This window comes from Polaribacter marinus (assembly GCF_022662535.1).
GTDB classification, from domain to species: domain Bacteria; phylum Bacteroidota; class Bacteroidia; order Flavobacteriales; family Flavobacteriaceae; genus Polaribacter; species Polaribacter marinus.
Window position 1 is genome coordinate 26,184 of sequence record NZ_JAKQYM010000007.1, and the last position, 25,397, is coordinate 51,580.

Here is a 25,397-nt window from a genome sequence, read left to right on the forward strand (position 1 = left end):
AATGCAAGAACCAAAAGTAAAAAAAACAAAGTTAAAGCGAGTTTTAACGGTTGCAGATATCACCAATCAAAAAGTACAGAGAATACCTTTTGAAGATGAGTTTTTAGAGGTTTTTGGGCAGCCACAAAACAGAGGGGTTTGGTTTGTATATGGAACTTCTGGAAGTGGGAAAAGTACTTTTATAATGCAACTTGCAAAAGAGTTTTCTAAGTATTATAAAACGCTTTATGATCCATTAGAAGAGGAGACCGATGATAGTGATTTTATTGAACGTGTGGCTCTCGTGAATATGCAAGATGTAGGCTCTAATTTTCATGCGCAACAATATGATTTAGACGAGCTGAATATTTATTTAGAAAAGCGAGGATCTCCAAAAGTAGTGATAATTGATAGTGCTACGTATTTTTTTAAAAATTGGAATGAATACTTAGCTTTTAAAAACAAATGGCAAACCAAGAAAATAATCATAGTTATTGGCCACGCTGAGGGGAAAAACCCTAGAACTGAGCTTGAAAAGAGTATTAAATATAACGCCAAGATGAAAGTATTTGTTTCGGGATATTTAGCGATAAACCAGGGTAGAACATTTGGAACTAAGAACACATTTATTACTTGGCCAGAAGGTTATGACAAATTAAGAGGACAAGATGCACACAAAGAAAATTAGAATGAAAACAATTTTAAAAATTACAAATCAAACCCAGGAAGAGCGTAATAATTTGATTTTAGAATCATTTTTATTCTGGGGAGGAAAACATACAGATCATAAGCAGCAGTATCAAATTGTAATTACCAATAGAACTCTACAAAAATGGTTTGTTGCAAACTATGAAAAGCTAGAGCAGGAGTTTTTAGATTTTGTAAAAAGACACCCTAATGCTACTACTAAAGATAATGAACGATTGTATGCTAGAATAGTTGGCAAAATTTATGACAATTATCCAAGCGCATTGCTAGATGATATTAAACGAAAATTTAAAACAATACCAATTAGAAACTTAAACTAACTGCACTATGGCAAAATTTACTGTAACCCAATTAGAAAAGAGAGTAGCCGATTTGAATACTGAAATGATGAAGCATGGTGAAAGGCATGAAAATTATAAGCAATGGCAAAGTAGTAGAAACTACTACGTGAATAAGCTTACTGAAATGGACGAATATGATTTACAAACAATAGAAATTTAAAACATGAAACTACAATTTAAGAATAAGAATAATACACCAGAATGTAGCTTTAACGGAAGCCCAATAGAAGCTATAGAAACAATATTAATGTGCATGCATCAAGAAGAGTTAGTTAGACAAATAATAATAACTGCTGCTATTTCATTTCAACAATTAGGGGACGTCTTAGAAGATGCCATAGAAGGAAGTACAATTACTCATAAAAAGAAACTAGTTAAAAACCAAAAATCATAAAAATGAACTACAACTATCAAAAATCATCAGATAAGGTTTGGACTGATGAAAGCGGAACAGAAATTCCATACAACAGAACCACAAAAGTAGAACGCTTACACGAACGCTCTTCTAACAAAATTATAAAAGCAGCTTTGGATGTAAATAAGAGGTTACATTCTTTAAATCATTTGCTAACAAATTTATCTCAAGAAGCTTATGATGCTTATATGAATAGTAAAGGGGTTAGTAAGAAAGCTAAAGGAAATTATACCTGGTATAATTTTGATAGATCTGTAAAGATTGAAGTTAATGTAAGCGAGCCTATTGTGTTTGACAGTCTTACAATTACGGCTGCAAAAGAAAAGTTAGATGAGTTTTTGGATGCTAATATAGAAAGCAAAAATACATTTATAAAACAAATGATTATTGATGCTTTTGAAACCCAAAGAAGTGGCAGTTTAGATACTAAACAAGTTTTGAAGTTAACTAGTTATGAAGACAAGGTAAAGTCTCCAAAATTTTCTGAAGCTATTAAACTAATTCGTGAAGCTATTAGACGTCCAAAATCTAAAACATACAGACGTGTTTGGATTAAAGATGAAGCTGGTAAATACCAAAATGTAGAGCTTAATTTATCTAGTCTATAAGTTATGATTACTGCTATTGGAACATTTTTATTAGGTGTGGTGGTTGGTATTTACCTAAAAAAGATAAATACTTCCACCTCACCTTTTAGAATAATAAATCTCCCTTGTAAAGTTGATACAGATAGTTCGGGGGACTATTGCGTGTTCGACTTCTGTCAAGGAAAAAACATAAAGATACATTAATTTTTTTAAAACCAATTGTAGCCATAGAAAACAAGGCGTTTCTGGGGTAAACCAAAAAGAAGAAAGTATGAAAAAAGACAGCAAACAAAAGTTAGAAAAAGACAACAGATCTTATTTGGAGACAAACCCATCTGTACAAAGATCAAAAGCTTTAGAAGCTCTAGTAAAAGCTAAAAAGTTAGAGGCTAAAAAAATGGCAGCTGGTAAAAAGTGGACTAGAATAGATGGCAAAACAGAAGTATTAAGATAATGGAAATATCAAAAAAACAAATACAGCAAATACAAATCATTCTCAGTAAAAGAGAATTAGATAGAGAAGAGCGTTTGCAGTTTTTATCTGATCATTTTAATAGAGAAATAACAACTACTAAAGACTTAACTTTTGTAGAAGCGGAAGATCTGATTTACTTTTTAAATACAGGTAAAAAAAGCAATTCTAATTGGGCATTTTTTGATAAATCCAAATTTGTAAGCGAGCGCAAATTGCTCTTTAGTTATTTGTATCAAGCACAATGGGTAACCAAAAAAGAAGGCTATACAGAAGTACCAGACTTAGAACGTTTGAGCAACTTTTTAAAATCTCCAAAGAGCCCTGTAAAAAAGCCGCTTAAAAAGTTTGAAAAACAAGACTGGAGCAAATTGCTGCAGGCGTTTAGAAATATTGTAAAAGGAACTTATAAATAGAAATTATGGCATATAAATTTAAAGAAATAGCACCAGGTACTTATCAAGTAGAAAATCATACCATTATAAAAGATGGTAACGGACAATGGATTGCAAATCCGCCTATAGAAAAACCAAGCTTACAAAAAGCATTTTTAGATTATGTAAAAGGTTTAAAGTAATGACAGATTTAATGATAGATATTGAAACATTAGGGACGAAACCAGGTTCTGTGATTTTAAGCATAGCAGCTGTAGAATTTGACTTAAAAACAGGAAAAACTGGGTCTATATTTTATCAAGATATTGATTTAGATAGTTGTGTTAAACAAGGTTTAAGTATTGATGTATCAACAGTATTATGGTGGCTAGAACAACCTAAAGAAATTCAGAATACAATAATTATAGGCCATAGGAATCAATTGAAGAATGTATTAAGAAGATTTGGGATGTGGATTAGTGACAATACTCCTAAAGATGTAAAAATATGGGGGAACTCAGCAAGATTTGATTTAGGGTTATTAGAGGCAGCTTATGATTCTTGTAATATGAGGTTGCCTTGGAATCATTATAATGAGTGCGATGTTAGAACTATAGTCATGTTTGCTCCAGATATTAAAAAGGAAATGAAATTTGAAGGTATAAAACATAATCCTATTTATGATTGTAAACATCAAATTAGATACTGCAGTAAAATTTATCAAACTTTAAATTTCCCAAAAGATGCCTAAGATTGAAAAAGTATTCACATTAGATGTAACACCAACTAAATTTTTAGAGGCCTGTTCTGGAGAAGAACTTATAGAACTGGAACTGCTTTTAAGTTCAAAAAGGTTTCAAACAAGAATAGATGTACACAGAAAATTAAAAGAGAATTACTAAATGACCACACATCACAACATACATCTGGTTAAAACAAAAACCGATTTAAAGCTTACCTATAGAGATGGTAAGTTTAAGAAAATAGAGCATTTGAGAGGAGCTGTTGATGCGTCAATACTTAAACATATAGGAATTGTAATTCCGCCAAAAGAAAGTGATTTGAATGCATTTATGAAAGCTATGGAAGGTAGAGCTCTTTATACATCAGAGCAGAAAATAGTATCTCTTTTTAGTAAATTTAATACGGTTTGGTTTGCTTTTTTTAGAAAAGAAAATAACAACATAGATCCGAAATTTACAGGAGCAGATGGCAAAGCATTAAACCAAATTATAACTTATTTAAAAAATATTAATACAGGCGATGAAGCTGCTGCTTTAGCTAATTGGCAATTGCTGTTAGATAATTGGAGCTCTTTGTCTGAGTTCCACCAAAAACAAACCGATTTAAAATATATAAACTCGAAATTAAATGTCATTATCAGAGAAATCATCCACAACAACGGAGGTAACACTTCTGGAACTAACGGATCAGTCAGCATATAACAACAGACTTGTTGTAAAACACTTTGGTGATTTAACCATGTTAAAAGCTTTAGAGAGTAGAGGAAAAAGCATTGGTTTAATTGCCAAAGATGATGAAGATACAGCTATTAGGTGTATTAGAAATTTGTTTCAATCTGTGGCTTTGTATTTCGACACCAACTTTACAGCATCTAAAGCAGAAACCATTGCCACCGAAATTTTATACAAGTACGAATACAGAAATTTAAAGCTTGAGGATTTGGTTGTAATCTGCATTAGATTAAAAGAAAGTGAAATTTATAAACTGTCTCCTGCACGCATTTTAAGAGAAATTAAAAGTTACAGCCAAGAGCGTGAAAAATTGGCAATTAAAAAAAGCTTGAGCAAAGAAATAAACATGAATGAAGATTTAGAAAAACGTTTGCAAAAAAACTATTATTTAACGCCAGATACTAACAAGTTAGAGCGTAAACGTTTGGATATTGAACACCAATTTAAAAAGTAATTAACTGGCGTTTAAGTTGTGATTAAATAAACAAAGATGATATTAATAAAGGCTATCTTTTAGATAGCCTTTATAACCGATTAAGGTTTATGTAATATCCCTAAATATTACAATATAAATTTATGTTTAAATTTTTTATAAAACAAACTAATGCTAATATTATTTTTATGAGTAAAAAAACCAAGGTAGAACTGCTACCTAGCAAAAAAGACCACTATAACTTTTATTTAAACGGAAAGTTGATAGATGAGTTTACTAAAAGTGAGTTGTGCCACATGGTACAACAGATTGATAATAAAATAATGTGGTAAAACCATATAAGCAGATAATTAGAAATATCTGCTTATAGACAGATAAAACTTTTATTGTATTGAAAACAAACAAAGTTCTTCTTGATTCAAATGCTTTATTTCTGTTGAATTAGGAAAGGGTTTTAAGAATTGGAGAAAGTTTGATATATTTATCCAAAATTAATTATGAATATAGAAACTTTACTCCAAAAATCACAACTATTTATAGAATTAGTAATAGACAGTGGGCTTCAGAGAGATCTCCAAGATTATCAAAACACATTAAATCAAAATCAAAATAAAAATTTGATTTTTTTGAATGATGTAAATAGTAAAATTCAATCCAAGTTATTACCCATATATAATTCCTCATTGCCTGATGACTTAAAGGTGTTAATCAAGAAAGCAACTTCTTTCACAGAAAGGGAATACTTGAAAGAATTTGAGAGACTTGAAAATGATCCTAAGATAGAAGCACAAGGTTATTTTACCCAGTTTAATTCGTTGCTTATTAGTCTTTTAAGGGGTATTAATAGTAATTATACAGAAATTAAAAAACTAAAAGATGTAATTGATATTTATGCTATAAATCATGAAGATATAGAATCTATTGAAGATTATTATCCCATATGTTTAAAGTTTAATGATGAAAAAATTACTAATGGACTTAAAGATTTACATAGAACATTACGTATTTGGAATATTACATTATTAAATTACCAAACTTTAGTGTCTTCTGAATCTCCAGAACAAATAAGGGTGCAATCTGTTAATGATGGTTGCATAGAATTTGTATTAGATTATGCCTGGAACGTTGCAGAGAAATTTGCAGGAGTTATTGACACATTCTCAACTTATTATGTTAGCTACTTAGCCGCTAAAAATACGTTTAATAAAATTTTTGGAAATAAATCGATTCTCAGTAAAAAATTGCAACAGCAAAATGAAAAGACGATTAAGATGATGTTCGATGAAATGGAAGAAAATTTAAAAGAGTATATAGGTCAACAAGTGAAAGAAGCAAAATCTAAAGATGAAGATATAATTAATGATGGTACAGAGACTAAAAAAATTGAAGTAATTGCAAAATCTGTAATAAATCATTTTCTTAGAGGTAATGAAGTTAAATTTCTAATACCTTTTCATGATTATGAACAATTAGAAACAGAGGAGGAAATTGAAAAGTTACCAGAAGATATTACAAGAAAAATTAGAGAAAATACATCAAAGGCAAAAATTGAGTATAAGAGTTTGAATGAAGCAGATAAGAAATTATTATTAGGCAAATATTCAATTACTGATTTAGATGATTTAGAGGATAATACTAAAACTAAATCAGCAAAGAAATGAAACATTTCGAAAAAGAAATTTTAAGCTTTGTCAGAAATAATAATAGTGATGTATGCCAGTTCATTTTAAATGATTGGAAACAAAATCATTCAGGGACTAGTTTTAACAATTATTTTCAAGAAGTTTTTTTATATAAAACTGGTGCTATCTCTATTAATACAATTCCTATAGTAAATACAAATAATGGCTGGGCTCCTTATATAACTTTTACGAATGATAACTTGTATCATGAAGAGTCTGGAACTAAACTTTTAACTCAAGCTCCATTAACTCAAAAAAAAGCTGAGTTAAGAATTGCTAAATATTTTATAGAAGTTCTTAATTTTATGCTTCTTGATAAAATTAAATATTGTTTAAAAAATTAAATCATGAAACAAGAACTGACTAAAAATCAAAAAACAATAGGTACAATAATTTTAATTATTGCTATTGTATTTTTATATAAATTTTATCAATCAGAAAATGCACCTGCAGAAAAAGTAGTAGCCAAAGAAATAAAGATTGCACCATTTTTTACAATGCAACAGAATGAAGATGAATTGTATACTCCAGAGAACTACTTGCTAGATTACTATGCCAATGTAAACACTAAGGACTGGAACTATCTTTTGAAACATTCTCTGAGACAATATAATTTAGATTACTTACAAGGTCATTTTGAAACTAAAGAGTTTGTTGGTGTAAAGATCTTGTCAACAGAAAAAATGGGTAAAGAGTTGGCTTATGTTAAGACAAATGTTACCTATATCAATGCCGTTAACGATACCATTGCGGTACAAGTAAATGCTCATTTGCAACTTGCCACAGATTATAAAACTTGGATTGTTGCTCCATTAACTGTTTTTTAGTATATTGAAAAGAGGCAAGGCCTCATTCTTTTTCATAGCAATTTAAATACCTCATATCATTTGATATGAGGTATTTTTATTTAATAAGTATTTCAGAAATTCTGAAATAAGCTGTTGTTTGGTATGTTAATAAATACTATTTTTGAATAGATGGCATCAGAGATACAGCGTAAATACCAAGACATTAGATCTGAATATGAAAATAAGTGGCTTAAAAAACGTTACCGAGGTAAGCTTATTTACTCTAAAGAGTACATCTATATTAAATTAGGTGAGCAGTTTTACTTATCACCCAAAACAATAGAAGATATACTCTTTTACCGTTATAAATTAGTTTCCACCAATTAAAGGGATTTTAAAGTGTGGTTCTTGCTCATCTTCTGGAGCTGCGCCTTTATTGTATTCTATGCTTCCGGGAACCACCACATCAAACTCAGTTAAAGCAGATGCATCTACTGTAGAGCAAGTAAATGTTTGTCTGTATAAATTGCCAGAACTACCTGTGTCTACAGCTGCTAATCCTGTTCTTCGCATTTCTGAATAGTTGTTTCCAGAACTGGCATGAAACAACTTATAAATAGCGGTTAAATCTTCTAAATAATCTAAAGCATCATCTTCATTATATGCACCTTGGTAGGTGTCTAAAAAAGTTTCGTAGAAGTAATACATGTCTATTTGCAATTGTACTCTTTGTACTTTTTCTGATAGATCTTCTACGCTTAAAATACGAAACGCCATAAAAACCGCAGGTGTAGGAAAAGGATGCTCCTCGACTAAGAACCCAACTTGATTGTGCCAAAGGTCTACCCATTTAATGCTTTCTATATTCTCACTTACTTTACTTGCGAGCTCTTGGTATAATTTACCCCAACTTTGTAATTCCATCTTATAAATTTTTAAATCGTTTTAGTATTTCTGTAATAATCCAAGTATCTAATTCTTTTAAGAAAGTTTTAGATTCGCCAATAAACTGTCGTTTTGGAATGGTTATGGTTATGCTTGTTTTTTTTGTGAGCGCCATTGCTTTCCACGTAGTAGCGCCAGTAACTTTAAACATCAACCAAAAGTAGCGTCTGGCTTTTTTGGTAATAGTAATTTTTATAGTACCTCCATTGTTGTGAATTTCGGCATGTTCTGCATCCGAACCAAAAGTGATGCGTTTCTCATTTTTATCAAACACCTGAATAGAGTTTAATAAGAAGCTAGATTTAACCAGGACGTTTCGTCCAGGATCTACATCGTTTTTTCGCTTGTCCCAAGCTTCATAGAACTCATCTGTAAAGCCTTGGTTTTGGAAACTATCTTGAAAAAAATTAACTCCAGCAACTGCAGCATACCGTACTACATCCTTTTTTAAAGTTGTTGCCATTTTTAAAAAGTCTGGTGTTTTGTTAATCTTACCCATTTTTTATTATATTTGCATAACGCTTCTCGACTTTGTTCTTGAACCACGTTAAAAAAGCAAGGGATTTATTTCTTGCTTTTTTTAATTTCAGAACGTTTGTATCGTTTTAATTCCTTTCTATTCTTGCTTACAATAATTACTTCTTTAATGTTTTCGTAATTGGTTTCAATTCTAAATTTACCTGCTAATTCATTCAAAATAGCTTTTTCAGTTCTAGAGCTGTTTTGTAAATCAACAACCAGTATTTCTACTTCTTGTTTGTTAGCTTTGGTTAATATGTTTCTTAAACTTTTTCCTTCTGGAGATTTTCTGTCAGCAATTTTATTGTTGATTAAATACTCTGGATTTCTCTTTTTATCAATCAGAACATGAGGCGTTAATTTGACATCAACATCAAACTCTTCAGCAATTTTAATAGCTACTTTATAATTACCAATTAATTCTCTTGGATTTGCATCTGCAAACGGATTTACAAATACTTTGGCTTTGTTTGCTAAATAACGAGCTTTGCCATAAGAGGCTAATAGTTTAAAGTTTTCAAATGCTTTTTGTACATTTTTCTCATCTCCTGCAGGAAAGGTAAAGTAAGGATGTTTCTGGTTGAATACTTCATTTGATTTTGCTACATTTAAAGCAAAACCTTTGTCTGGTTGCGTTGTGATTTTTTTATTTGTAACAGCTTCAGTTGTTGGTTTAGTATAGCATCTACAACGCCAACCATTTGGAGGATAATGCGTATCCCAAAAAGGATCACTAACTGGTTTAATAATTCCGTGAAGCTTCTCATGATCTTGGCGTACTTTGTCATCATCAACAGTCATGTATTTTAGATTTGGAAATATATCTTGATTTTCTTCAAATCCTTTCCATTGTCTAGAAGCTTGAGCAGAACGTTTGGCAGTATGATATTCGGCCTGTAGATAGTTTCTATTGTATTTTTTATGAACTATATCCACCTTTCTTTTAAATTGGCTGTAAGAACGTATTTTGCCACTCTCATCCACTAAAAAGCTGTTCATTTCTGCTAATTGCTGATAAGTTTTAGCTCCAGAGAATCTGTACAAGTTTTGCTTGAGCTCTTGAACTGTTTTAGAATTTGTAGAGTCAAACTTAATCCAACTTTTGCCATAACCAGCTGCAGCACCTTTTTCGAGCTCGTTGTAGGTTTTTGTAATTAAGTCTTCAGATAAGTCTGTAGGCTTAAGTTTGCCATTGTGTAACTTTTTAGCAATTTTATCAATTAAAGCAGTCCAGGAAGATAAATCTACAGCCTCTGCAATAGGCTCATGATTGCCACAAACATGGACGTTATTGTAGAAAGCTGTTATTGCTTTTGCGTTGGTGTTAGCTTTTTTTTTTTAAGATCTTCCTCTTCTGATGGTTCTGAAGGTGCTACAACTTTTAAGCCTGTAATTGGCATTCCTGTTTTATCGGCTAAAACTTTATAATCTAACATAAAACCTGCATTGGTTAATGCAACTGCTTTATCTATCATAACACCTTTTTCCATTTCTTCGGTAACATCCCAATCAAACGAAAGGTTTGTTAAAGGAGCATAGAAAGAACTTAGTTTTAAAAGTCTTGGTATTAAATGTTCATTGATAATGTATTGAATGAAGAGCTTGTCTGATTCGTGCCTATCGTTTGCAACAGTTTCATGCACTTGTGCTTGAGATTTAGAAGCGCCATCATCTGTGGTCATTGTTTGTCCTAACACACGCTTAGAGATTTCAGAATTTAATCGACTAATCATTTCATCAAAGACTTTGTGTGCGTCTGTTGTAGGTAGAAAGCCGAATTCGATTTTTTCGTTACCCTGTAAAACCGCCACATGATTAGAAATCATATCTAAACCCATTTGCAGTAATTCTTCTGCACGCTCTGTTGTCATGTTGTCTGTTGTAATAGACTTTGGAGGAATTCCGTATTTTTCGATATAATCTAGCCAAGAACCCATTGCAAGTTTTTTTGCCAGAACTAAAGTTGCCAATTCTGAGAGCATTCCTAAATCGGTGTCTTTACCAATTTGCAAATAGTAATCTGCTAATACTCCAGATCTGTAATCCCAACCCGTTTCGTCTCCAGGTTCTTTTAAGATTAAACCTTTCTTTGGATTTACGTGAGCCATTGGAATAGCTTCTGCTGTAAATAGTTCTAGGTTTTCGTTTACATGGAAAATTTCTAAGACTTTTACGCCATCGAACTTAGACCAAAGGACTTCTGTAACAAACTCCTCGAACCAAGGACGTTCGAACAATGCTTTTACTTCTGGGACTTCATCACCTGCATTATTAACAAATACAAATTTAGAGCGTAGTACTCTGTGGATTCTGCTCTCTACTACAGAAACTAAATGGGCGTCTAGCTTTAAATTTTCTACTAAATCAGAATAAAATAACCAACTTGGGTTTTCTGGATCTGTTGCTAAAGCAACCGCATTTTTCCAATCTGAAATTGTTTTAGGTTGAAACAATGTTGAAGCTCTTTTAATTTCTGTAAGCTTTAATTTGTTTTTGCTTTCTGAACGAATAGCGGATTCAACTCTGATTCTGCCATCTGGAACAAAGGCTAAAACTTTATCTATTACTTTATCTGTAAAACTTTTTTTCATCTTGTTTAAATATAGAAATCACTATTTTTATTATTACCACTTGTTACTCTTGCAACTTCTTTTCCATCAACAGTAATTAATGGCAAACCGTCTGGCACTTCTTTGCCTGCTTTTATAGCTTCTAGGGTTTTCATAGCCCATTCCCATTCTTTTACATAATCTGTAGGTACTTTTCTTGCAGCATTTCTCCGTATAAAATCGTATAGCACCAATTTAACCAGGATGCGAATAATTAAATAATGACGCTCTGCATCTTCAGCTTCAAAAATGGCATCTACATCAAAACGTCCTTTTAATTTGGTTTTGATGATTTCAATATTTTGAAGTTCTAAAGCTTCTAATATTGCAGTTTGAGGTTCTGCGGTTCTTTCTGTAAGAAACTGATCAATAATTTGTGATTGCAGATCTGCTGCTGTTAAAAATATATATGCCATGGTTTAAAATCTTGTTTTGCGTTTGTATTTTCCAGTTTTTGGCGCTCTATTGTTACGAGCCGAATAAATGTATTTACTCAATTCTGTAATACATTGTTCGTCTGCATCTGGACTGTCATCATTAGTTCTGTAACCAGGTTCTAATCCCATTAATTGAGAAATACCCACTTTAGTATCATTGTGCGCTTTCATCTTTTCATCATAATAGATTCTATTATTCTGATAATATGGATGCATCGTTAACATTCTATCGTACTTCTTAACTTTAGGAATGTTTACTTTGATGATGTTTAGTTTAATACCAAAAGAGTCTTCTACTTCCGCAATTGTCCGTTGTATTTCATCATTCCAAAATTGCGCTTCAAATCGCCAATGCACAATTACATTGTTTGGTAAATTTTGTTGAAATCCACACATCCACACTATTGGAGCAATCATTTTAGAGCGTTTTACAAAACAATCTATTTGCCAAAAATTAGTTGTGTGTAAGCCCCAAACTTTCACAGCATTATAATCTGATGTAGCAGAGCCTGCAAAAGCAACATCCCAATGCCCAATGATTATTTTAAAATGATCTATTCTAGGACGTTTGCCCCATTGTATCATTTCTTCTTTAAAAATAGTACCTTCAATATGTGGTTCATTGTTAAATTCTGCCAATGCTGCTAAGGTTCCTATTTCTGCTTCAATATCTTTAAAGTAATTGTCTGGGTACTTTTGATGCCAAGTTGGTTTATAGGTTACAGGATCGTATGCTTTTACGTGATGTACTTTCCATTTTGGATGACGTTCTTGTAAAACAGTTTGAATCATTACAGGATAGGCTCTGTTATTTGCTTGAATGAATCTTCTATGCGTTCCATCCATTGTAGGAATTAAATCACCTTCTATCCATCGAACAATTTCTAGTTGTCTTTTAGGGTTTTTAATAGTGTCTTTAATTTCGATATCATCTGGTACAATATGAGTAGGTCTTCTAGAACCTACACGTAAACCTCTTACAGATTGCCCTGTTCCTAAAGCCTGACCAATAAAGCCGCCTTTGGTGATAAAGAATCCATCTTCCCAAGAGCCAGGATTGTGTTGCTCTCCAAAATCTGCAATAATTCTAGTGTTAGCTTCAAATTCGGCTCTAATATCTTCTAATAATTGACCAGCTCTATTGCTATTGTTACCAATTAATACCAAGTACATTGGTTCGTCATTTATCCAAAGCCAAAACGGAATAATTATATCATTCCAAACAGATTTAGCTTGCGCTCTTCCCCATTCTGCAAAACCCTTAAAAGTGGGGTTTCTCTTTACCATATTTGCAAACTCTACATGAAAGTCTGCACATTCTGAAGTAGCATAATGTGGGAAATAATATTCCACACAAAAACGAACGTCTTTTTTAGCACGATTGATTCGTGCTTTCTTTTCGTCTTCGGTTTCAAAAAGGCTAACAGCAGAGCCTGAACTTCTGGCTAGTGCTAATTTCTTTTTATACCTTTCTATTGCTATTTTATCTGCTGCCTTCAAATTAATTTTGTTTTTTAGGCGGTTTTGGTGGATTCTCCATTCTAGGAGTCATGCCTAAAGTCTTTTTTTTAGGCATAAACTTTTCTGTATATCCTTTAATCGGCTTGTCTGAAAACTTATGTGTAATCTTATTCTTTTTAAAATCAAAAAATAAGTTGTCTATGTATCTCTGGCGAGTTCCAAAACGGTCTTTAATTGTAAAAGGTTGGCCAACTTGGTAAACAGCGCCACGTCTTAAGTAAAAGTTTCCTTTTTCTACATCTTTTTGATATTTTGGTGCATCTGCCCACCATAATTGAAACATGCGAACCCTATAATACCACCAGTTCTGCAAACGGTTTAAACGGAATTTAACCCATGTTTTGAAACTCTTTTTATTTTTACTCATTATCCTAATTTTGAACTGATTTCTGATAAGTGCTCTTCTTGGAAAGTTAAGAGCTCCATGTATAATTTTGGGCTGTAGAGTTGGATTGCCTTAAACAAACTTTCCATAACATCTAAATACACCGCTAAAGAAATTCTGTTTTCTTTATCGAGCGTTAACAATGTTTTGTTGTATTTAGAAACTTCGTCAGCAATTTCGTTGGCTCGTTTTTGAAGTTGTTTAGTTTCTTCTGTATTGTTTAAGTGCTTAGAATCTTCGATTTCTCTAATTAAATTAATACGCTCTTCGGTAAGAATGCCTATTAATTTTTTAATTTGTTGAATCTGATTTTTAGTACCATTAAAACGAGCATCTCGCTCTTTTTTCCAACTATATTTTTTTATCCAATCGCCTATAGTTTTCTCTTGCACACCAACAATGCGTGCAATTTCTTTTTGAAGCTTGAATTGAAAAAACAGCTCCTTAGCCAAAATTCTTTCTTGTGTCTTTGCCATAATTATGGTACAAAATTGTAGTAATAAAAAGCAATTGCCGAATTAAAAAACGTAGCTACGTGAGATTTGTACTTAAAATGGTAGATAATAGTACTTATGCTACTTTTCTAATTTTTCTATGCAATGATTTGCGTGCAATTTTGCTGCATGAAAACGATAAAAGCATTCGGATTTTATGCCGCATTTTCAACTATTGAAGCACTAGAAGTGTTAGCAGAAACATATCCTTTAAAACTTTCTATTGAAGCAAAAGGAGATACTGCCAATATTTCTATTGTTGGTGCTATATATAATTTTCATAACAACTCTCAATGGTTTCGTTCAGAAGTTGAAAAAGTAAAAAAAGATGGTGCAAGGAATGTACACTTATATTTAAATACTCCTGGAGGCGATGTTTTTGAAGCGAATGAAATAGGAAATATTATAGAATCTTTTGATGGAGAAGTTACTGGAGAAGGTGGTGCCTTAGTTGCATCTGCAGGAACCTATATAGCATCTAAATGTAAAACATTTGAAATGCCTTCTAACGGTAAATATATGTATCACAAACCTTTTGGTCGTATTGAAGGAAATGAAGACGAAGTTGCTTCAAAATTAGAACTTCTTAAAAGCTTGACTTCTGATTATCGCAAAAATTATGCAGATAAAACTATTCATTCTGAAACTCAAATAGAAAAAAACTGGGTTAAAGGAGATGTTTGGCTTTCTGCAGAACAGGCAAAAAAAGAAGGATTTATTACTTCGGTAAAGAAAAAAGTAACGCTATCTGCAGAGGATGCTACTTTAATAGCTGCTTGTGGCGCACCAAACATCCCAAAAATTAAAAATACTAAAACAGAAATAAAACGTATGGAATTAAGTGTATTAGCTGTAGAGTTGGGTTTACCAGCAACAGCAACAGAAGCTCAAGTTACGGCTAAACTTAAACAAGTAACTGCTGATGCAGCTAAAGTTCAAGGTTTGGTTCAAGCAAAAGCTGATCAAGAAAAAGCAGAAAAAGCTGCTAAGGTAAAAGCATTATTAGATGGTGCAGAAAAAGACAAAAAAATAACAGCAGAACAGCGTCCACAATGGGAAGTAATTGCTAATGGCAACCTAGAAGCGGCAACCACTGCTATAGGCGCATTAAAATCTATTACAGCAATCTCTGGGGAATTGAATCCAGGAGCAACTGCTGCGGCAACTGCAGAACAGGCAAATTGGACGTATGCAGATTACTTGGAAAAGAACCCAGCAGCTTTTGACAAATTGCCAGAAGCAAAACAAACGGCATTAGTTGATGCTTATTATCAAGAAAATTAAAATTTAGAAAAATAGAAACAATGAAAAAATTATTTAAGATCATTTTAGTAGTGGCAACATTTGGTATTGTTGCACACGCATTTGCAGGAGGTTTAGACTCTGCTTTAGTAACTAATACGTTAGAAGGTGCTGGAACTACTACTGCTTTTGCAGCTGTGGCAAAGAAAGAATTGGCAGAACGTGAATTAATCAAGCACTTTAGACACTCAGGTACGTGGCTAGAGCGTGTGCCTTCTAAAAACCAATGGGTTGGCAATGACGTTATTAAATTAAACGAAATCGGAGCAGATCCATCTGTATTAATTAATAACAGTACATATCCAATCGCAGTTGCACAAAGAACTGATACAAGTACTGCGATTTCTTTATTTAAGTATGATACTACAAATACAAAAATAACAGATGATGAATTGTATGGATTGCCTTATGATAAACCAGGAAGTGTACAACAGCAGCATAGAGAAACGTTAGAAGAGCGTACACAAGAACATGCGTTGCACTCACTAGCACCTGTAGAAAACTCAGCATCTACTCCAATAATATCAACAACTGGAGTTGATGATGGAACAGGAAGGCTAAGATTAACATCTTCTGATTTAATTAACTATAAGAAAACATTAGACAATTTAAAAATTCCTAAAAAAGGTAGAGTGCTTGTATTGTGTTCAGATCATGTGGCGGATTTATTGCTAGAAGACAAAGCATTGAATGTACAGTACCAAAACCATACAACTGGAGCAATTGCAAAGAACTATTACGGATTTGAAATCTATGAAGATATCTATTCGCCAGAATATGATGAGAATTTAGATAAAATCCCTTTTGCATCAGAAACTTCTGGAACGAAAGCATCTGTATTATTCTTAGCACAAAGAACTGCAAAAGCTCGAGGATCTGTAAAAAGATATATGGGTAAAGCAGAAGATAATCCAGAAAACCGAGAAACTGTGGTAGGTTTTAGATTGTACTTTATTGCAATACCAACCAGTTTGTTAGGTCAAGGAGCTATTGTTTCTGGTATAACGCCAGAGGAAGATCCAGGATAGAATTATTATTTGAATTAAAAAGAGGCAGCTCAACTTACTGCAAGTGAGCTGCTCCCTTAAGGGGGAATTACCATGAATACAAAAATTATAAACATTGCATTGAGTCAAGTAGGAATTAAAGAGGTTTCTGGTACACAAGATAACCCAGAAGTTTTAAAATACTTTAATGAGCTTGGTTTTGATGGTGCAGCGTTAAAAGATGAAACGGCATGGTGTTCTGCTTTTGTTAATTGGGTTGCTAAAGAAGCTAACCTTCAATATTCAAAAAAATTAAACGCTCGTAGTTGGTTAGAAGTAGGTACAGAAGTTACCAAACCAGAGAAAGGAGATGTTGTGGTCTTTTGGAGAGATTCTAAAAAAAGCTGGAAAGGACATGTAGCTTTTTTTATAAGGGAAACACAAAATTGGATTTATGTTTTGGGGGGGAACCAAAATAACCAAGTTAAAATTTCAGCATATCCAAAAAACAGATTGTTAGGCTATAGAAGATTATGAGAAAATTAATAATTGTATTTGTAATACTTCTTTTTTCGGCGTGTAAAAGCATCGATAAAACTGTAACTGAAACCAAAAAAAAGGAAGTAACTTATACAGAGCTTATCACTAAAAAAAGTGATAGCACAATTTTTATTCCTGGAGACAAAGTAGATCTATTTATACCTATTGAGAATACCACTATAAAAAGTAATGAAAGCCCAAAAGTTTTCACTCAAAAAAAAGGAAGAGCTACTGTAAAAGTAAAAATTGACAGTACTGGAATTACTGCCGCTTCTAATTGTGATAGCATTGCTAAACAGCTATCATTTTATGAGCAGAAGTTTACAGAAAAAAAAATAGTAGATACAGCTATTAAAACCACCAAAACAGAGAAAAAAGGCTACAGCTTTTTAGAACTGATATTATACATTACTGCAGTTGCGATTGTTTCGTTTGTTGCAGGTTATTTATTAAAATCATTAAAAAATATTTAAGATGGCAAAGAAAACTAGTCAACAAATAGCAAATGAGGCATTTCAGAATAGCAAAGATCTAGATAAGGTTTTTGTTACTTCAGATGGTTATCCATTTGCAACAGAGAATGCAGCGAATTTGCATAAAAATACAAGCGGTAAGAAAGCTTTAAAAATTTACCCATTTACTAGACCAGAAATGGTTTCAAAACCAGCAACAAACAAAGTAACAGATGCAAAACCTGTTAAGCTAGATAAGTTAAAGCTAGATGAACTTAGGGCGGTTGCTACAAAAGAAGGAATCCGTTTTGAAGACAAAGCCACAAAGGCACAATTAATTGCAGACATAGAAAAAGTAAGAACCGAAAAAACTAGCAAATAATGGCACTAAATGGAGTATCAGTAAATAGATTAAACGGTGGCTTGGGGCGTAAAAATCCATCAACAGATGGCGTTTGTCTTTTAATAATTGGCGGAGCAGTTACTGCAACTAGTTTAGCCTTAAAAGTAGCTAAAGAGCTAATATCTGTAGAAGATGCAGTTGCTTTAGGTATAGATCCTACGTATGATGATACCAATGATATATTGGCACATCATCATATTGATGAATTTTTTAGAGTTAACCCTAACGGAAATCTTTTTGTTGTTTTAGATGATGGCACTTTAACTGCTGACAATATTAAAACTATTGTAAAGGAAAATACAGCCATTAAAGCAATTGGAGTTGTTAGAAATGATGAAGACGCTCCTGCAGATATGGATGTATATGTAAGCGGCTATCAAACTATTGTTGATGAGTTAAGAGCTGAAAGTAGAAATATTTCTGCAGTATTGGTTGAGGGAGCTGTATTTGATGATGAAACGTTAATATCTGCATATCCAGATGCAAGAGCTTATGAAGCAGAAAATGTGTCTATAGTTATTGCTCAAGATCCAATTATAAGAGCAGTAAAAACAGAACACGAAACTTATGCTGCTATAGGAACAGCTCTTGGCGCAATTTCAGTAAGAAATGTAAATGAGAATATTGGGTCTGTAGACATAGAAAATAAGCCATCTTCATATAGAGGTAATTCTAATTATACTTTAACGGATGGAGATAGACAACGTTGGTTAACTGCAAAGTTACAAGATGGTAGAGATTTTAACTCTTTAACAACTGTAGAGATTAAAGCTTTGGCAACCAAAGGTTACATCTGTGTTGGCTTTTACAATGGTTATCCTGGCTACTATTTTACAGACTCGCATACTTGTACAGAAAGTGCAAGTGATTACTCTAGAATAGAAAATAATAGAGTTTGGGACAAAGCAGCTACTTTAGGTAGAACTTCATTAATGCCAAGAGTAAAAGCAAATCTTTTAAAAGATCCAATAACAGGATTTATAAGAGAAATTGAAGCTGCAGAACTAGAGTCTTTAGCGCAAACAGCTATTGAAACTATGGTGTCAAGTGAAGAAATAAGTGGTGTATCTGTATATATTAATCCAGAGCAAACAATTTCAGATGATTCGCCATTAGTAGTAAAAGGAGAAGTAGTGTTTAATGATATTATTCACGAAATGAGTTTCGATTTAGGTTTAACAAACAAATTACAATAAGCAATGGCAATTAGAACGACTATCATAAACAAATTTGGTAAAATGGCAGGATGGAATTCTGTTACAGCCAGAGCTCTAGGAAGAGACATAGTAGGTATTAAAAAAATTGCTTACAGCGATGAGCAAGAAATGGACAATGAATATGGTGCTGGAGGTATGCCAGTTGGCCAAAGTGAAGGGAATTACAAAGCAACAGCTTCTATTGAGTTAACTGTAGAAGAGCGTTTGGCGTTGCAATCTTCTTTGCCTCCTGGTTTTCGTATTCAAGATATTGCACCTTTTCCGATTGTAGTTGCCTACGATTATGAAGGAAAAATATATAAAGACATTATTCAGAATTGTAGAATTAAGGATAATGGTGTTGATGTAAAACAAGGAGATAAAACAATTTCTACAGAACATAATTTATTAACCTCACATATAAGTTGGAACGTATAATGGAAAAGGTATATACAAAGTTTAGCGAAATTACCAAAACACAAATTAGTGATTGGAAAAAAACAAAAGGAAAGCTTAAACAAATAGACATTCCGTTAGATGATAACGACTTTGATGGAAAAGATAAAACAGCCTCTTTTGTGATTTGCCCACCAACTAGAAACATTCTATCTGCTATAAGTCATTATGGAGCAGATAAGAATATTGATAAAGTAAATGATCTATTAATTCAGAATTGTGTTTTAGGAGGTGATATGCAATACCTAGATGAAGCTACAGGAGATACAGCAGTATTTTTAAGCGTTCTGGATGAGGTGGGAAAGTTAATGGAGAAAAAGCGAGTGATCTCCAAAAATTTGTAACAGATACAGCAGCATCTTTTAAAAAAGATACGCAATGGATAGAACAAATCAATGCTGTAATACGAAAGAATTACGGCATTGATCCTTTAACATTAACAGATAAAAAGTGGGCTGAGTTATATAGTGAGCATTTATACTTAGAAGAAATTCAATACAAAAACCTAGAAGCAGTATTTACAAAAGCAATTGTAAATGCATTTAAAAAAGAAGATGAGTAGCACAAGAACAGAATGGATATTAGAATTAGTGGACAGGGTAACTGCTCCGTTAAAGAACGTAGATCGTTTTGCAAAACTATCTCAACGTTCTGTTGCTGGTGTTGATCGTTTATTGGATAGAATTAACTTAAAAAGTCAGCGATTATCTGGTAATTTAAAAAGAATGTCTATTGGCGCACTCGCTTTTGGTGCATTAAGTTTAGGCTCTCTTCAGTTTGAACAGGGAATGGCCAGAGCTAATACAATGGCAGAGGTTGGCGCAAAACAACTAGCACTATATTCTAATCAAGTTAGAGGTATTGCTGAAATTGTTCCTATTGCTAAAACTCAGTTATCAGAAGGTCTTTATAATACTATTTCTGCAGGAGTACCAAAAGACAATTGGATTACATTTTTAAGAGATAGTTCTAAAGCCTCAATTGCTGGGAATGCTGAATTGGGTTTGGTAGTAGATGCAACATCATCTATTATAAAAGCCTATGGAGATCAGTGGGAAAACGCCACAAAAATACAAGACCGATTTCAAAAAACAGTACAACTAGGGCAAATACCAAGCTTACAAAGTTTGGCAGCTGCATTACCTAGAGTTTCTGCAGTATCATCAGATTTAAAGGTTTCTCAAGAAGAGCTCTTGGCTGTTTTTGCAACTGCCTCTGGAGTAATGGGAAAACCTGCAGAAGTTGCTACCCAACTAAATGCAGTTTTATCTGCGTTGTCTAAACCAGGAGCTGAGGCTATAAAAACAGCAACCAATTTAGGAGTTGCATTTAATGCAAATTCCATTTCTAAAGCAGGAGGGCTTAAAAACTATATTGATTTATTGATGCCAAAAATTCAGGCATTTTCAGATAAAACAGGGCAAACTCAGCAAGAAATTATTGGAAAGCTATTTGGATCTCAAGAAGCAATTAAACTTGTTATTGGCTTAGGTGGAAACTTAGCAGAAAGCTTTGGGCAAAATACCGAAAAACTAAACAACTCAGTTGGTTCTGTTCAAAGCGCATTTGATATTATGAATGCAACCACTCTAAGTAAACTGCAAATATTTAGAAATACGTTTGGTAATATGATGGATGGTGTTGTAATGACTTTAGCTCCATTGTTTCAAGTATTGCTTGGAGTAGTAACAAAAGTGTTTAGTTTAATTGCAGCGTTTACACAAGCACATCCAATATTATCAAAATTTATAATTATAGGTGCTGCACTTATTGGAACAACCATTTTTATAGGAACGGCAATTGCCCTGGTAAGTTTACGCTTAGATGCTATGTATTTAAAATTGATTAGAGCATCATTAAGTTCTAATGCATTTACTGCATCTATGGGAAAAGCAGCTTTAGCAGGAATGGGATTTTTGAAAACCTTATGGAGAATTAGTATGCAATTAGCAGGTCAGGCACTTGGTTATGCTTTAGTTGGCGCTAGTATGTTAGGTTCTTTTATCGTTGGATTAATATCTGCAACAGCAGCACAATGGGGTTTAAATGTGGCATTAAATGCAAACCCAATAGGATTGATTGTAATAGGAATAGTAGCAGCAGTTGGTGCAATTGCTTTGATGATAAAATATTGGACAAACATTAAAAAGGTAATCTGGAGTTTTACAAAATTTATGTGGAAAATTTCGCCTTTTGGTTGGTTAACAGATTTAGTAGACAAAATATTCCCTGGCTTTAAAGCAGGCGTAAAAGTGGTTTTCGATTATGTTAAAAACTTAGTTTTTGGCTTTTGGGAAACGATTAAAAAAGTTTGGGAAAATATTAAAAGCTTTTTTGGTTTTGGTGATGATGAAACTGCAGAAATTAACATAAAAGTGAATAAAACTGCAGATGGTAAAATTATACCAACTACAGAAGATATAAATCCATCTAGTTTGTTGTTAACACCAACCGCAAAATCAACGGGTGGAACAGGAACAACAAACGGATTAAGTGGTGGTGGTTCTGGAGGTGGTAAGTCTATAACAATGACCTTAGATATCAAAAACTATTTTAATATGGCTGCAGGAAACTGGAAAGAAAGTGCAGACGAAATAGCAGATGTGGTTGTAGGTAAAATTAACGATAGACTGCGTGATGCAGCAATAGCTTTAGAATAATGAATTATTACAATATTTCACAACTTTTCGACATCGCTTTTGGTATCAAAACTCTTGGCGCATATAAGGTTGATAAAATTGGGAATAAGCCTAAAGATATCAATTTAAGCTATGGGGGAATTCAAGTTGTAGATAATTTAGATTATGCCACTAAGCTAAGTTCTTTAGGTACGCCAATGATAGTGCCTATTAAATTTAAGGGAAAAGGATACCAAGTTTATAATGACTTTGGAGAGGTAGTTACTGATACTTATGCAGATTTTGATTTACCTGCAGCAACGTTGGTCAATTTTAGGCGTGCAAAAACAATATCAAAAACAAAAGCTTCTGCAGCTAAAGGTACAGTTAAAGAGTTATTTGGTTTTGATGATTGGCGTATTGATGTACGAGGTTTTTGTTTACCTGATGCAAGTCATGCGACTGCAAAAACAGCCAGAGAACAAAAAATAATATTGAATAAATGGGATGCTATTGTGGATAGTATTCAAGTAGTAAGTGAGTTGTTTGATGATTTTGATATTTCGCATTTAGTAATTGATGAAATACAATTTCACCAATTAAAAGGAAAACCAGGAGTAATCCCATTTTCTTTAAGATGCTCTAGTGATGAACCTTCAGATCTGTTTTATTAATGGTTTTAGCAATGATTTGTAAAATAACGTTTGCAGCAACCGCAAATAGGTCAGAACTCATTTTAAGGAATATTAATGCTGTTCATATTGAAAGCGGTTGGAAACGCTTAACAGATACAGCAGAAATAACATTGCCAAGAAAAGCAATTTATCTGGAGCAGGGTAAAAAAAGTGTAAGCTTCTATGAGGTTAAAGAATATTTTAAAAAAGGAGATGCAGTAACTATTGAGTTAGGCTATAACGGAGTTTATGTAAAAGAATTTGAAGGTTATATAACACACGTTTCTGCAGATATACCAATCAAAATAAAGTTAGAAGATGAAATGTATCAACTTAAAAAGTTGCCAGTTAACATTTCATTTCAAACAACCAGTTTAGAAAATCTCTTAAAAAAGATTATTCCTGGTTATGAAGTAGATGCTTTAGAGGTTGAGCTTGGTTCTTTGCGATTTGCAAAAACTACCGTTGCTAAAGTGTTAGAATATTTAAAAGATGAGTATAGCTTATATAGTTATATGGATGGTAAAAAGTTGGTATGTGGTAAAATATATGCTGATGATTCTGATGCTGAAGCTGTTGATCTGCATTTAGAGAAAAATGTGGTTAATAACGATTTGAATTATAAAGACAAAGAAGATGTTTTAATTAGAATAAATGCAGTTTCTACTTTAAAGAATGGCGATAAAATAGAAGTTACAGTTGGCGATGAAACTGGAGAAGAAAGGCAGTTAAGTTATTACGGAATTGAAATTGAAGCCGAACTAACTAAGCTGGCAAATGAAGATTTAAAAAAGTATAAAGTTGATGGATTTACAGGGTCAGTAAAAGCGTTTGGTATTCCTTTTTTTAAACATGGAATGAAAGCCAATTTAACAAGTGATTTGTATCCAGATAGAAATGGTTTGTATTACATAGAAGAAACAATAGTCGATTTTAATGATACACCAAGTTATAGAAGAAAAGGACAATTAGGTGATAAGGTTACAACATAATGGGCGTAATAGATGAATTTGTCAGATTGCAAAAAGTCCAAGGAAAAGCGTATGTAAAGCCACAATTAGTTTGGGCAAAAGTAAAATCTGTTAATTGGGAAAATAAAACAATGGTAGCAACAGATATCATTGATGGTTTGGAATATTACGATGTGTTACTTGGTTTAGGCGCAGTACAACAAAAACCTAAAGTAGGTACAAAATGTTTATTAGGCATTTTAGGAAATCAAGCATCAGCAACGTTTTTAGTAGAAGCCGAAGCTGTAGAAGAAATAATTTGCAAATCTGATAAAACCAAGTTTGTAATTAAAGAAACTGGTTTTATCATTCAACAAAATGAAGAAAGTTTAAAGTCAGTTTTGAATGACTTTATAGATGAAGTAAATAAAATAGTAGTCATTTATGGAAATACTATAAACAAAGCAAAAGTAACAGCGATTAAAAAACGTTTAAATACAATTTTGGTAGAATAAAAATGGACATAATTTTAGGATAAAATGGCAGCAATAACAAAAGAAGAATTAGCAGCAGGTCTATTGGCAATTAGAAATCAATATTCAGATGATCCAAATGTTGATATTGCTACAGCTAGGGAAAATATTGCAAATCAAGAGGCGCAACTAATATCTGACTTTGTAATTGGTAGAACAACAAATGTTACTGGGACATCAGTAAGTGGTGGGACGGTAACGGGAACAGGAACAATACAAGAATAATGGAAAAAGATATTTTACTTGATGAAACTGGAGATTTAGCAATTGCTAATGGAGATTTTATTGTTGGTGAATCCTTAGATCAAGAAGTGGCAGCTTTGTTACAAATGAATAAAGGTGAGCTAAAAGAGTATCCAATTATTGGCACAGACTTAATAAGATTAATCAATTCAAATACTTCTGCAATAGAGTTAAAGCAGATTATAAAAACCGAATTAAAAAGAGATGGTAAAAGTTACCAGGAATTAAAAGAACGCATACAATTAAAAACAGAGTAAATGGACTTCATTACAGACAACTTAGTATTGATTTTTACCACGATTTTTGGAGGGGGTACTTTAACAGCTTACATTTTTGAACGTAAAAAAAACCAAGCTTTAACAAAAGGTGTCGAGGCAGATGTTGATAGTAAGGATATTCAAAACGGAAAAGATGTTGTCTCTATGTATAAAGAGGCTATGGATGATTTAAATCATAGATATGAAAAGAAATTCAATGACATAGTTGAGATGTATGATAGGAAAATGAAAGTTTTAGAAGATGAAATTAAGCTTCATAAAAGAATGAATACAGCTTTGAAAAAAGAAAATGCAGATTTAAAAAGACAATTAAGAGATGCGGATAACAGTACTAAATAATCAAACCCTATTGGATATTGCTATACAATCAACAGGTAAGGCAGAAAACTTATTGAAAATAGCGATGGCTAATAATTTAGTTCCAACAGATCAACCTGCACCAGGAACAGTTATAACAATTCCAGAGAGCATAGAAAAAGATGAGCAGATTGTAAAATTTTACAAAGCAAACAATGTAGTGCCATCAACTGCATTAGCAGAAGAAATAGAAGCTCCAGAATTAAATTGTGAAGAGAAATTATATGAATGTTTTAAAGGATAAA

Annotated in this window: 40 protein-coding genes; 32 read left to right on the forward strand and 8 right to left on the reverse strand. The window is 32.7% G+C overall.

Annotated features, from left to right (window positions below; translation table 11 throughout):
• Position 1 precedes the first annotated feature (1 nt).
• The 16 genes from MC378_RS10270 (at position 2) to MC378_RS10345 (ending at position 7,293) form a co-directional block, all read left to right on the forward strand.
• A complete protein-coding gene (locus MC378_RS10270; RefSeq protein ID WP_242178679.1) occupies positions 2 to 667 on the forward strand; it encodes an ATP-binding protein in 666 nt (221 codons plus the stop codon).
• Between the two features lies 1 nt (position 668).
• Positions 669 to 1,007 carry a hypothetical protein gene (locus tag MC378_RS10275; protein WP_242178680.1) on the forward strand — a complete coding sequence of 113 codons (339 nt, stop codon included), beginning with the start codon at positions 669 to 671 and terminating at the stop codon, positions 1,005 to 1,007.
• Positions 1,008 to 1,014: 7 nt separating this feature from the next.
• On the forward strand, positions 1,015 to 1,188 hold the full coding sequence (locus MC378_RS10280) for a hypothetical protein (protein WP_242178681.1): 174 nt from the start codon (positions 1,015 to 1,017) through the stop codon (positions 1,186 to 1,188).
• A 3-nt stretch (positions 1,189 to 1,191) separates the two neighbouring features.
• Complete coding sequence (locus tag MC378_RS10285; RefSeq protein ID WP_242178682.1) at positions 1,192 to 1,422, forward strand: hypothetical protein; 231 nt, start codon at positions 1,192 to 1,194, stop codon at positions 1,420 to 1,422.
• A gap of 2 nt (positions 1,423 to 1,424) precedes the next feature.
• Positions 1,425 to 2,051: a DUF3164 family protein gene (locus tag MC378_RS10290; protein WP_242178683.1), complete on the forward strand. Its 627-nt coding sequence runs from the start codon at positions 1,425 to 1,427 to the stop codon at positions 2,049 to 2,051.
• Positions 2,052 to 2,301: 250 nt separating this feature from the next.
• Entirely contained in the window at positions 2,302 to 2,484 is a 183-nt protein-coding gene (locus MC378_RS10295) for a hypothetical protein (protein WP_242178684.1), read from the forward strand.
• A complete protein-coding gene (locus MC378_RS10300; protein WP_242178685.1) occupies positions 2,484 to 2,918 on the forward strand; it encodes a hypothetical protein in 435 nt (144 codons plus the stop codon). Before MC378_RS10295 ends, MC378_RS10300 begins: the two co-directional genes overlap by 1 nt.
• 5 nt (positions 2,919 to 2,923) lie before the next feature.
• The gene (locus MC378_RS10305) at positions 2,924 to 3,079 is read left to right on the forward strand and encodes a hypothetical protein (protein WP_242178686.1); all 156 of its coding nucleotides are present in this window, start codon (positions 2,924 to 2,926) and stop codon (positions 3,077 to 3,079) included.
• On the forward strand, positions 3,079 to 3,627 hold the full coding sequence (locus tag MC378_RS10310) for a 3'-5' exonuclease (protein WP_242178687.1): 549 nt from the start codon (positions 3,079 to 3,081) through the stop codon (positions 3,625 to 3,627). The genes MC378_RS10305 and MC378_RS10310 overlap by 1 nt, the downstream gene beginning before the upstream one ends.
• Positions 3,620 to 3,778 (forward strand): hypothetical protein, encoded by a 159-nt coding sequence (locus MC378_RS10315; protein WP_242178688.1) that lies wholly within the window; start codon positions 3,620 to 3,622, stop codon positions 3,776 to 3,778. The genes MC378_RS10310 and MC378_RS10315 overlap by 8 nt, the downstream gene beginning before the upstream one ends.
• The gene (locus MC378_RS10320; protein WP_242178689.1) at positions 3,779 to 4,321 is read left to right on the forward strand and encodes a hypothetical protein; all 543 of its coding nucleotides are present in this window, start codon (positions 3,779 to 3,781) and stop codon (positions 4,319 to 4,321) included.
• A complete protein-coding gene (locus MC378_RS10325) occupies positions 4,248 to 4,805 on the forward strand; it encodes a hypothetical protein (RefSeq protein WP_242178690.1) in 558 nt (185 codons plus the stop codon). Before MC378_RS10320 ends, MC378_RS10325 begins: the two co-directional genes overlap by 74 nt.
• A gap of 167 nt (positions 4,806 to 4,972) precedes the next feature.
• Positions 4,973 to 5,116, forward strand: coding sequence for a hypothetical protein (locus MC378_RS10330; RefSeq protein ID WP_242178691.1), 144 nt, complete (start codon positions 4,973 to 4,975; stop codon positions 5,114 to 5,116).
• A gap of 165 nt (positions 5,117 to 5,281) precedes the next feature.
• Positions 5,282 to 6,445 carry a hypothetical protein gene (locus MC378_RS10335; RefSeq protein ID WP_242178692.1) on the forward strand — a complete coding sequence of 388 codons (1,164 nt, stop codon included), beginning with the start codon at positions 5,282 to 5,284 and terminating at the stop codon, positions 6,443 to 6,445.
• A complete protein-coding gene (locus tag MC378_RS10340) occupies positions 6,442 to 6,810 on the forward strand; it encodes a hypothetical protein (RefSeq protein WP_242178693.1) in 369 nt (122 codons plus the stop codon). The genes MC378_RS10335 and MC378_RS10340 overlap by 4 nt, the downstream gene beginning before the upstream one ends.
• A 3-nt stretch (positions 6,811 to 6,813) precedes the next feature.
• Positions 6,814 to 7,293 carry a hypothetical protein gene (locus MC378_RS10345; protein WP_242178694.1) on the forward strand — a complete coding sequence of 160 codons (480 nt, stop codon included), beginning with the start codon at positions 6,814 to 6,816 and terminating at the stop codon, positions 7,291 to 7,293.
• A 330-nt stretch (positions 7,294 to 7,623) separates the two neighbouring features.
• On the opposite strand, the gene MC378_RS10350 is transcribed toward MC378_RS10345, so the two are convergent.
• The 8 genes from MC378_RS10350 to MC378_RS10385 form a co-directional block, all read right to left on the reverse strand.
• Positions 7,624 to 8,178: a hypothetical protein gene (locus MC378_RS10350; protein ID WP_242178695.1), complete on the reverse strand. Its 555-nt coding sequence runs from the start codon at positions 8,176 to 8,178 to the stop codon at positions 7,624 to 7,626.
• A gap of 1 nt (position 8,179) precedes the next feature.
• Positions 8,180 to 8,698, reverse strand: coding sequence for a phage virion morphogenesis protein (locus MC378_RS10355; protein WP_242178696.1), 519 nt, complete (start codon positions 8,696 to 8,698; stop codon positions 8,180 to 8,182).
• A gap of 65 nt (positions 8,699 to 8,763) precedes the next feature.
• Positions 8,764 to 9,762, reverse strand: coding sequence for a phage minor head protein (locus MC378_RS10360; protein ID WP_242178697.1), 999 nt, complete (start codon positions 9,760 to 9,762; stop codon positions 8,764 to 8,766).
• 260 nt (positions 9,763 to 10,022) lie between these two features.
• Positions 10,023 to 11,309, reverse strand: coding sequence for a phage portal protein family protein (locus MC378_RS10365; protein ID WP_242178698.1), 1,287 nt, complete (start codon positions 11,307 to 11,309; stop codon positions 10,023 to 10,025).
• Positions 11,310 to 11,314: 5 nt separating this feature from the next.
• Positions 11,315 to 11,743: a hypothetical protein gene (locus tag MC378_RS10370; protein ID WP_242178699.1), complete on the reverse strand. Its 429-nt coding sequence runs from the start codon at positions 11,741 to 11,743 to the stop codon at positions 11,315 to 11,317.
• A 3-nt stretch (positions 11,744 to 11,746) separates the two neighbouring features.
• The gene (locus MC378_RS10375; protein ID WP_242178700.1) at positions 11,747 to 13,264 is read right to left on the reverse strand and encodes a hypothetical protein; all 1,518 of its coding nucleotides are present in this window, start codon (positions 13,262 to 13,264) and stop codon (positions 11,747 to 11,749) included.
• Between the two features lies 1 nt (position 13,265).
• A complete protein-coding gene (locus MC378_RS10380) occupies positions 13,266 to 13,652 on the reverse strand; it encodes a hypothetical protein (RefSeq protein WP_242178701.1) in 387 nt (128 codons plus the stop codon).
• The gene (locus tag MC378_RS10385) at positions 13,652 to 14,146 is read right to left on the reverse strand and encodes a terminase gpP N-terminus-related DNA-binding protein (protein WP_242178702.1); all 495 of its coding nucleotides are present in this window, start codon (positions 14,144 to 14,146) and stop codon (positions 13,652 to 13,654) included. The genes MC378_RS10380 and MC378_RS10385 overlap by 1 nt, the downstream gene beginning before the upstream one ends.
• Before the next feature lie 147 nt (positions 14,147 to 14,293).
• On the opposite strand from MC378_RS10385, the gene MC378_RS10390 reads away from it, so the two are divergent.
• The 16 genes from MC378_RS10390 (at position 14,294) to MC378_RS10465 (ending at position 25,396) form a co-directional block, all read left to right on the forward strand.
• The gene (locus MC378_RS10390) at positions 14,294 to 15,448 is read left to right on the forward strand and encodes a Clp protease ClpP (RefSeq protein WP_242178703.1); all 1,155 of its coding nucleotides are present in this window, start codon (positions 14,294 to 14,296) and stop codon (positions 15,446 to 15,448) included.
• A gap of 20 nt (positions 15,449 to 15,468) precedes the next feature.
• Positions 15,469 to 16,494: a hypothetical protein gene (locus tag MC378_RS10395; protein ID WP_242178704.1), complete on the forward strand. Its 1,026-nt coding sequence runs from the start codon at positions 15,469 to 15,471 to the stop codon at positions 16,492 to 16,494.
• 72 nt (positions 16,495 to 16,566) lie between these two features.
• The gene (locus tag MC378_RS10400) at positions 16,567 to 16,989 is read left to right on the forward strand and encodes a TIGR02594 family protein (protein ID WP_242178705.1); all 423 of its coding nucleotides are present in this window, start codon (positions 16,567 to 16,569) and stop codon (positions 16,987 to 16,989) included.
• Positions 16,986 to 17,465 carry a hypothetical protein gene (locus MC378_RS10405; protein WP_242178706.1) on the forward strand — a complete coding sequence of 160 codons (480 nt, stop codon included), beginning with the start codon at positions 16,986 to 16,988 and terminating at the stop codon, positions 17,463 to 17,465. Before MC378_RS10400 ends, MC378_RS10405 begins: the two co-directional genes overlap by 4 nt.
• A gap of 1 nt (position 17,466) precedes the next feature.
• Complete coding sequence (locus MC378_RS10410) at positions 17,467 to 17,826, forward strand: hypothetical protein (protein ID WP_242178707.1); 360 nt, start codon at positions 17,467 to 17,469, stop codon at positions 17,824 to 17,826.
• A complete protein-coding gene (locus MC378_RS10415) occupies positions 17,826 to 19,043 on the forward strand; it encodes a DUF2586 family protein (protein WP_242178708.1) in 1,218 nt (405 codons plus the stop codon). Before MC378_RS10410 ends, MC378_RS10415 begins: the two co-directional genes overlap by 1 nt.
• Positions 19,044 to 19,046: 3 nt before the next feature.
• The gene (locus MC378_RS10420; RefSeq protein ID WP_242178709.1) at positions 19,047 to 19,481 is read left to right on the forward strand and encodes a hypothetical protein; all 435 of its coding nucleotides are present in this window, start codon (positions 19,047 to 19,049) and stop codon (positions 19,479 to 19,481) included.
• Positions 19,481 to 19,843: a hypothetical protein gene (locus MC378_RS10425; protein WP_242178710.1), complete on the forward strand. Its 363-nt coding sequence runs from the start codon at positions 19,481 to 19,483 to the stop codon at positions 19,841 to 19,843. The genes MC378_RS10420 and MC378_RS10425 overlap by 1 nt, the downstream gene beginning before the upstream one ends.
• A 210-nt stretch (positions 19,844 to 20,053) precedes the next feature.
• Positions 20,054 to 22,159 (forward strand): phage tail tape measure protein, encoded by a 2,106-nt coding sequence (locus tag MC378_RS10430; RefSeq protein ID WP_242178711.1) that lies wholly within the window; start codon positions 20,054 to 20,056, stop codon positions 22,157 to 22,159.
• A complete protein-coding gene (locus MC378_RS10435; RefSeq protein WP_242178712.1) occupies positions 22,159 to 22,791 on the forward strand; it encodes a DUF6046 domain-containing protein in 633 nt (210 codons plus the stop codon). Before MC378_RS10430 ends, MC378_RS10435 begins: the two co-directional genes overlap by 1 nt.
• An 11-nt stretch (positions 22,792 to 22,802) precedes the next feature.
• Positions 22,803 to 23,783: a hypothetical protein gene (locus MC378_RS10440; RefSeq protein WP_242178713.1), complete on the forward strand. Its 981-nt coding sequence runs from the start codon at positions 22,803 to 22,805 to the stop codon at positions 23,781 to 23,783.
• Positions 23,783 to 24,256: a hypothetical protein gene (locus MC378_RS10445; RefSeq protein WP_242178714.1), complete on the forward strand. Its 474-nt coding sequence runs from the start codon at positions 23,783 to 23,785 to the stop codon at positions 24,254 to 24,256. Before MC378_RS10440 ends, MC378_RS10445 begins: the two co-directional genes overlap by 1 nt.
• A gap of 24 nt (positions 24,257 to 24,280) precedes the next feature.
• Positions 24,281 to 24,499 carry a hypothetical protein gene (locus MC378_RS10450; protein WP_242178715.1) on the forward strand — a complete coding sequence of 73 codons (219 nt, stop codon included), beginning with the start codon at positions 24,281 to 24,283 and terminating at the stop codon, positions 24,497 to 24,499.
• Positions 24,499 to 24,774 (forward strand): hypothetical protein, encoded by a 276-nt coding sequence (locus tag MC378_RS10455; RefSeq protein ID WP_242178716.1) that lies wholly within the window; start codon positions 24,499 to 24,501, stop codon positions 24,772 to 24,774. The genes MC378_RS10450 and MC378_RS10455 overlap by 1 nt, the downstream gene beginning before the upstream one ends.
• On the forward strand, positions 24,775 to 25,134 hold the full coding sequence (locus MC378_RS10460; protein WP_242178717.1) for a hypothetical protein: 360 nt from the start codon (positions 24,775 to 24,777) through the stop codon (positions 25,132 to 25,134).
• Positions 25,135 to 25,144: 10 nt separating this feature from the next.
• Entirely contained in the window at positions 25,145 to 25,396 is a 252-nt protein-coding gene (locus tag MC378_RS10465; RefSeq protein WP_242178718.1) for a hypothetical protein, read from the forward strand.
• Position 25,397: the final 1 nt, after the last annotated feature.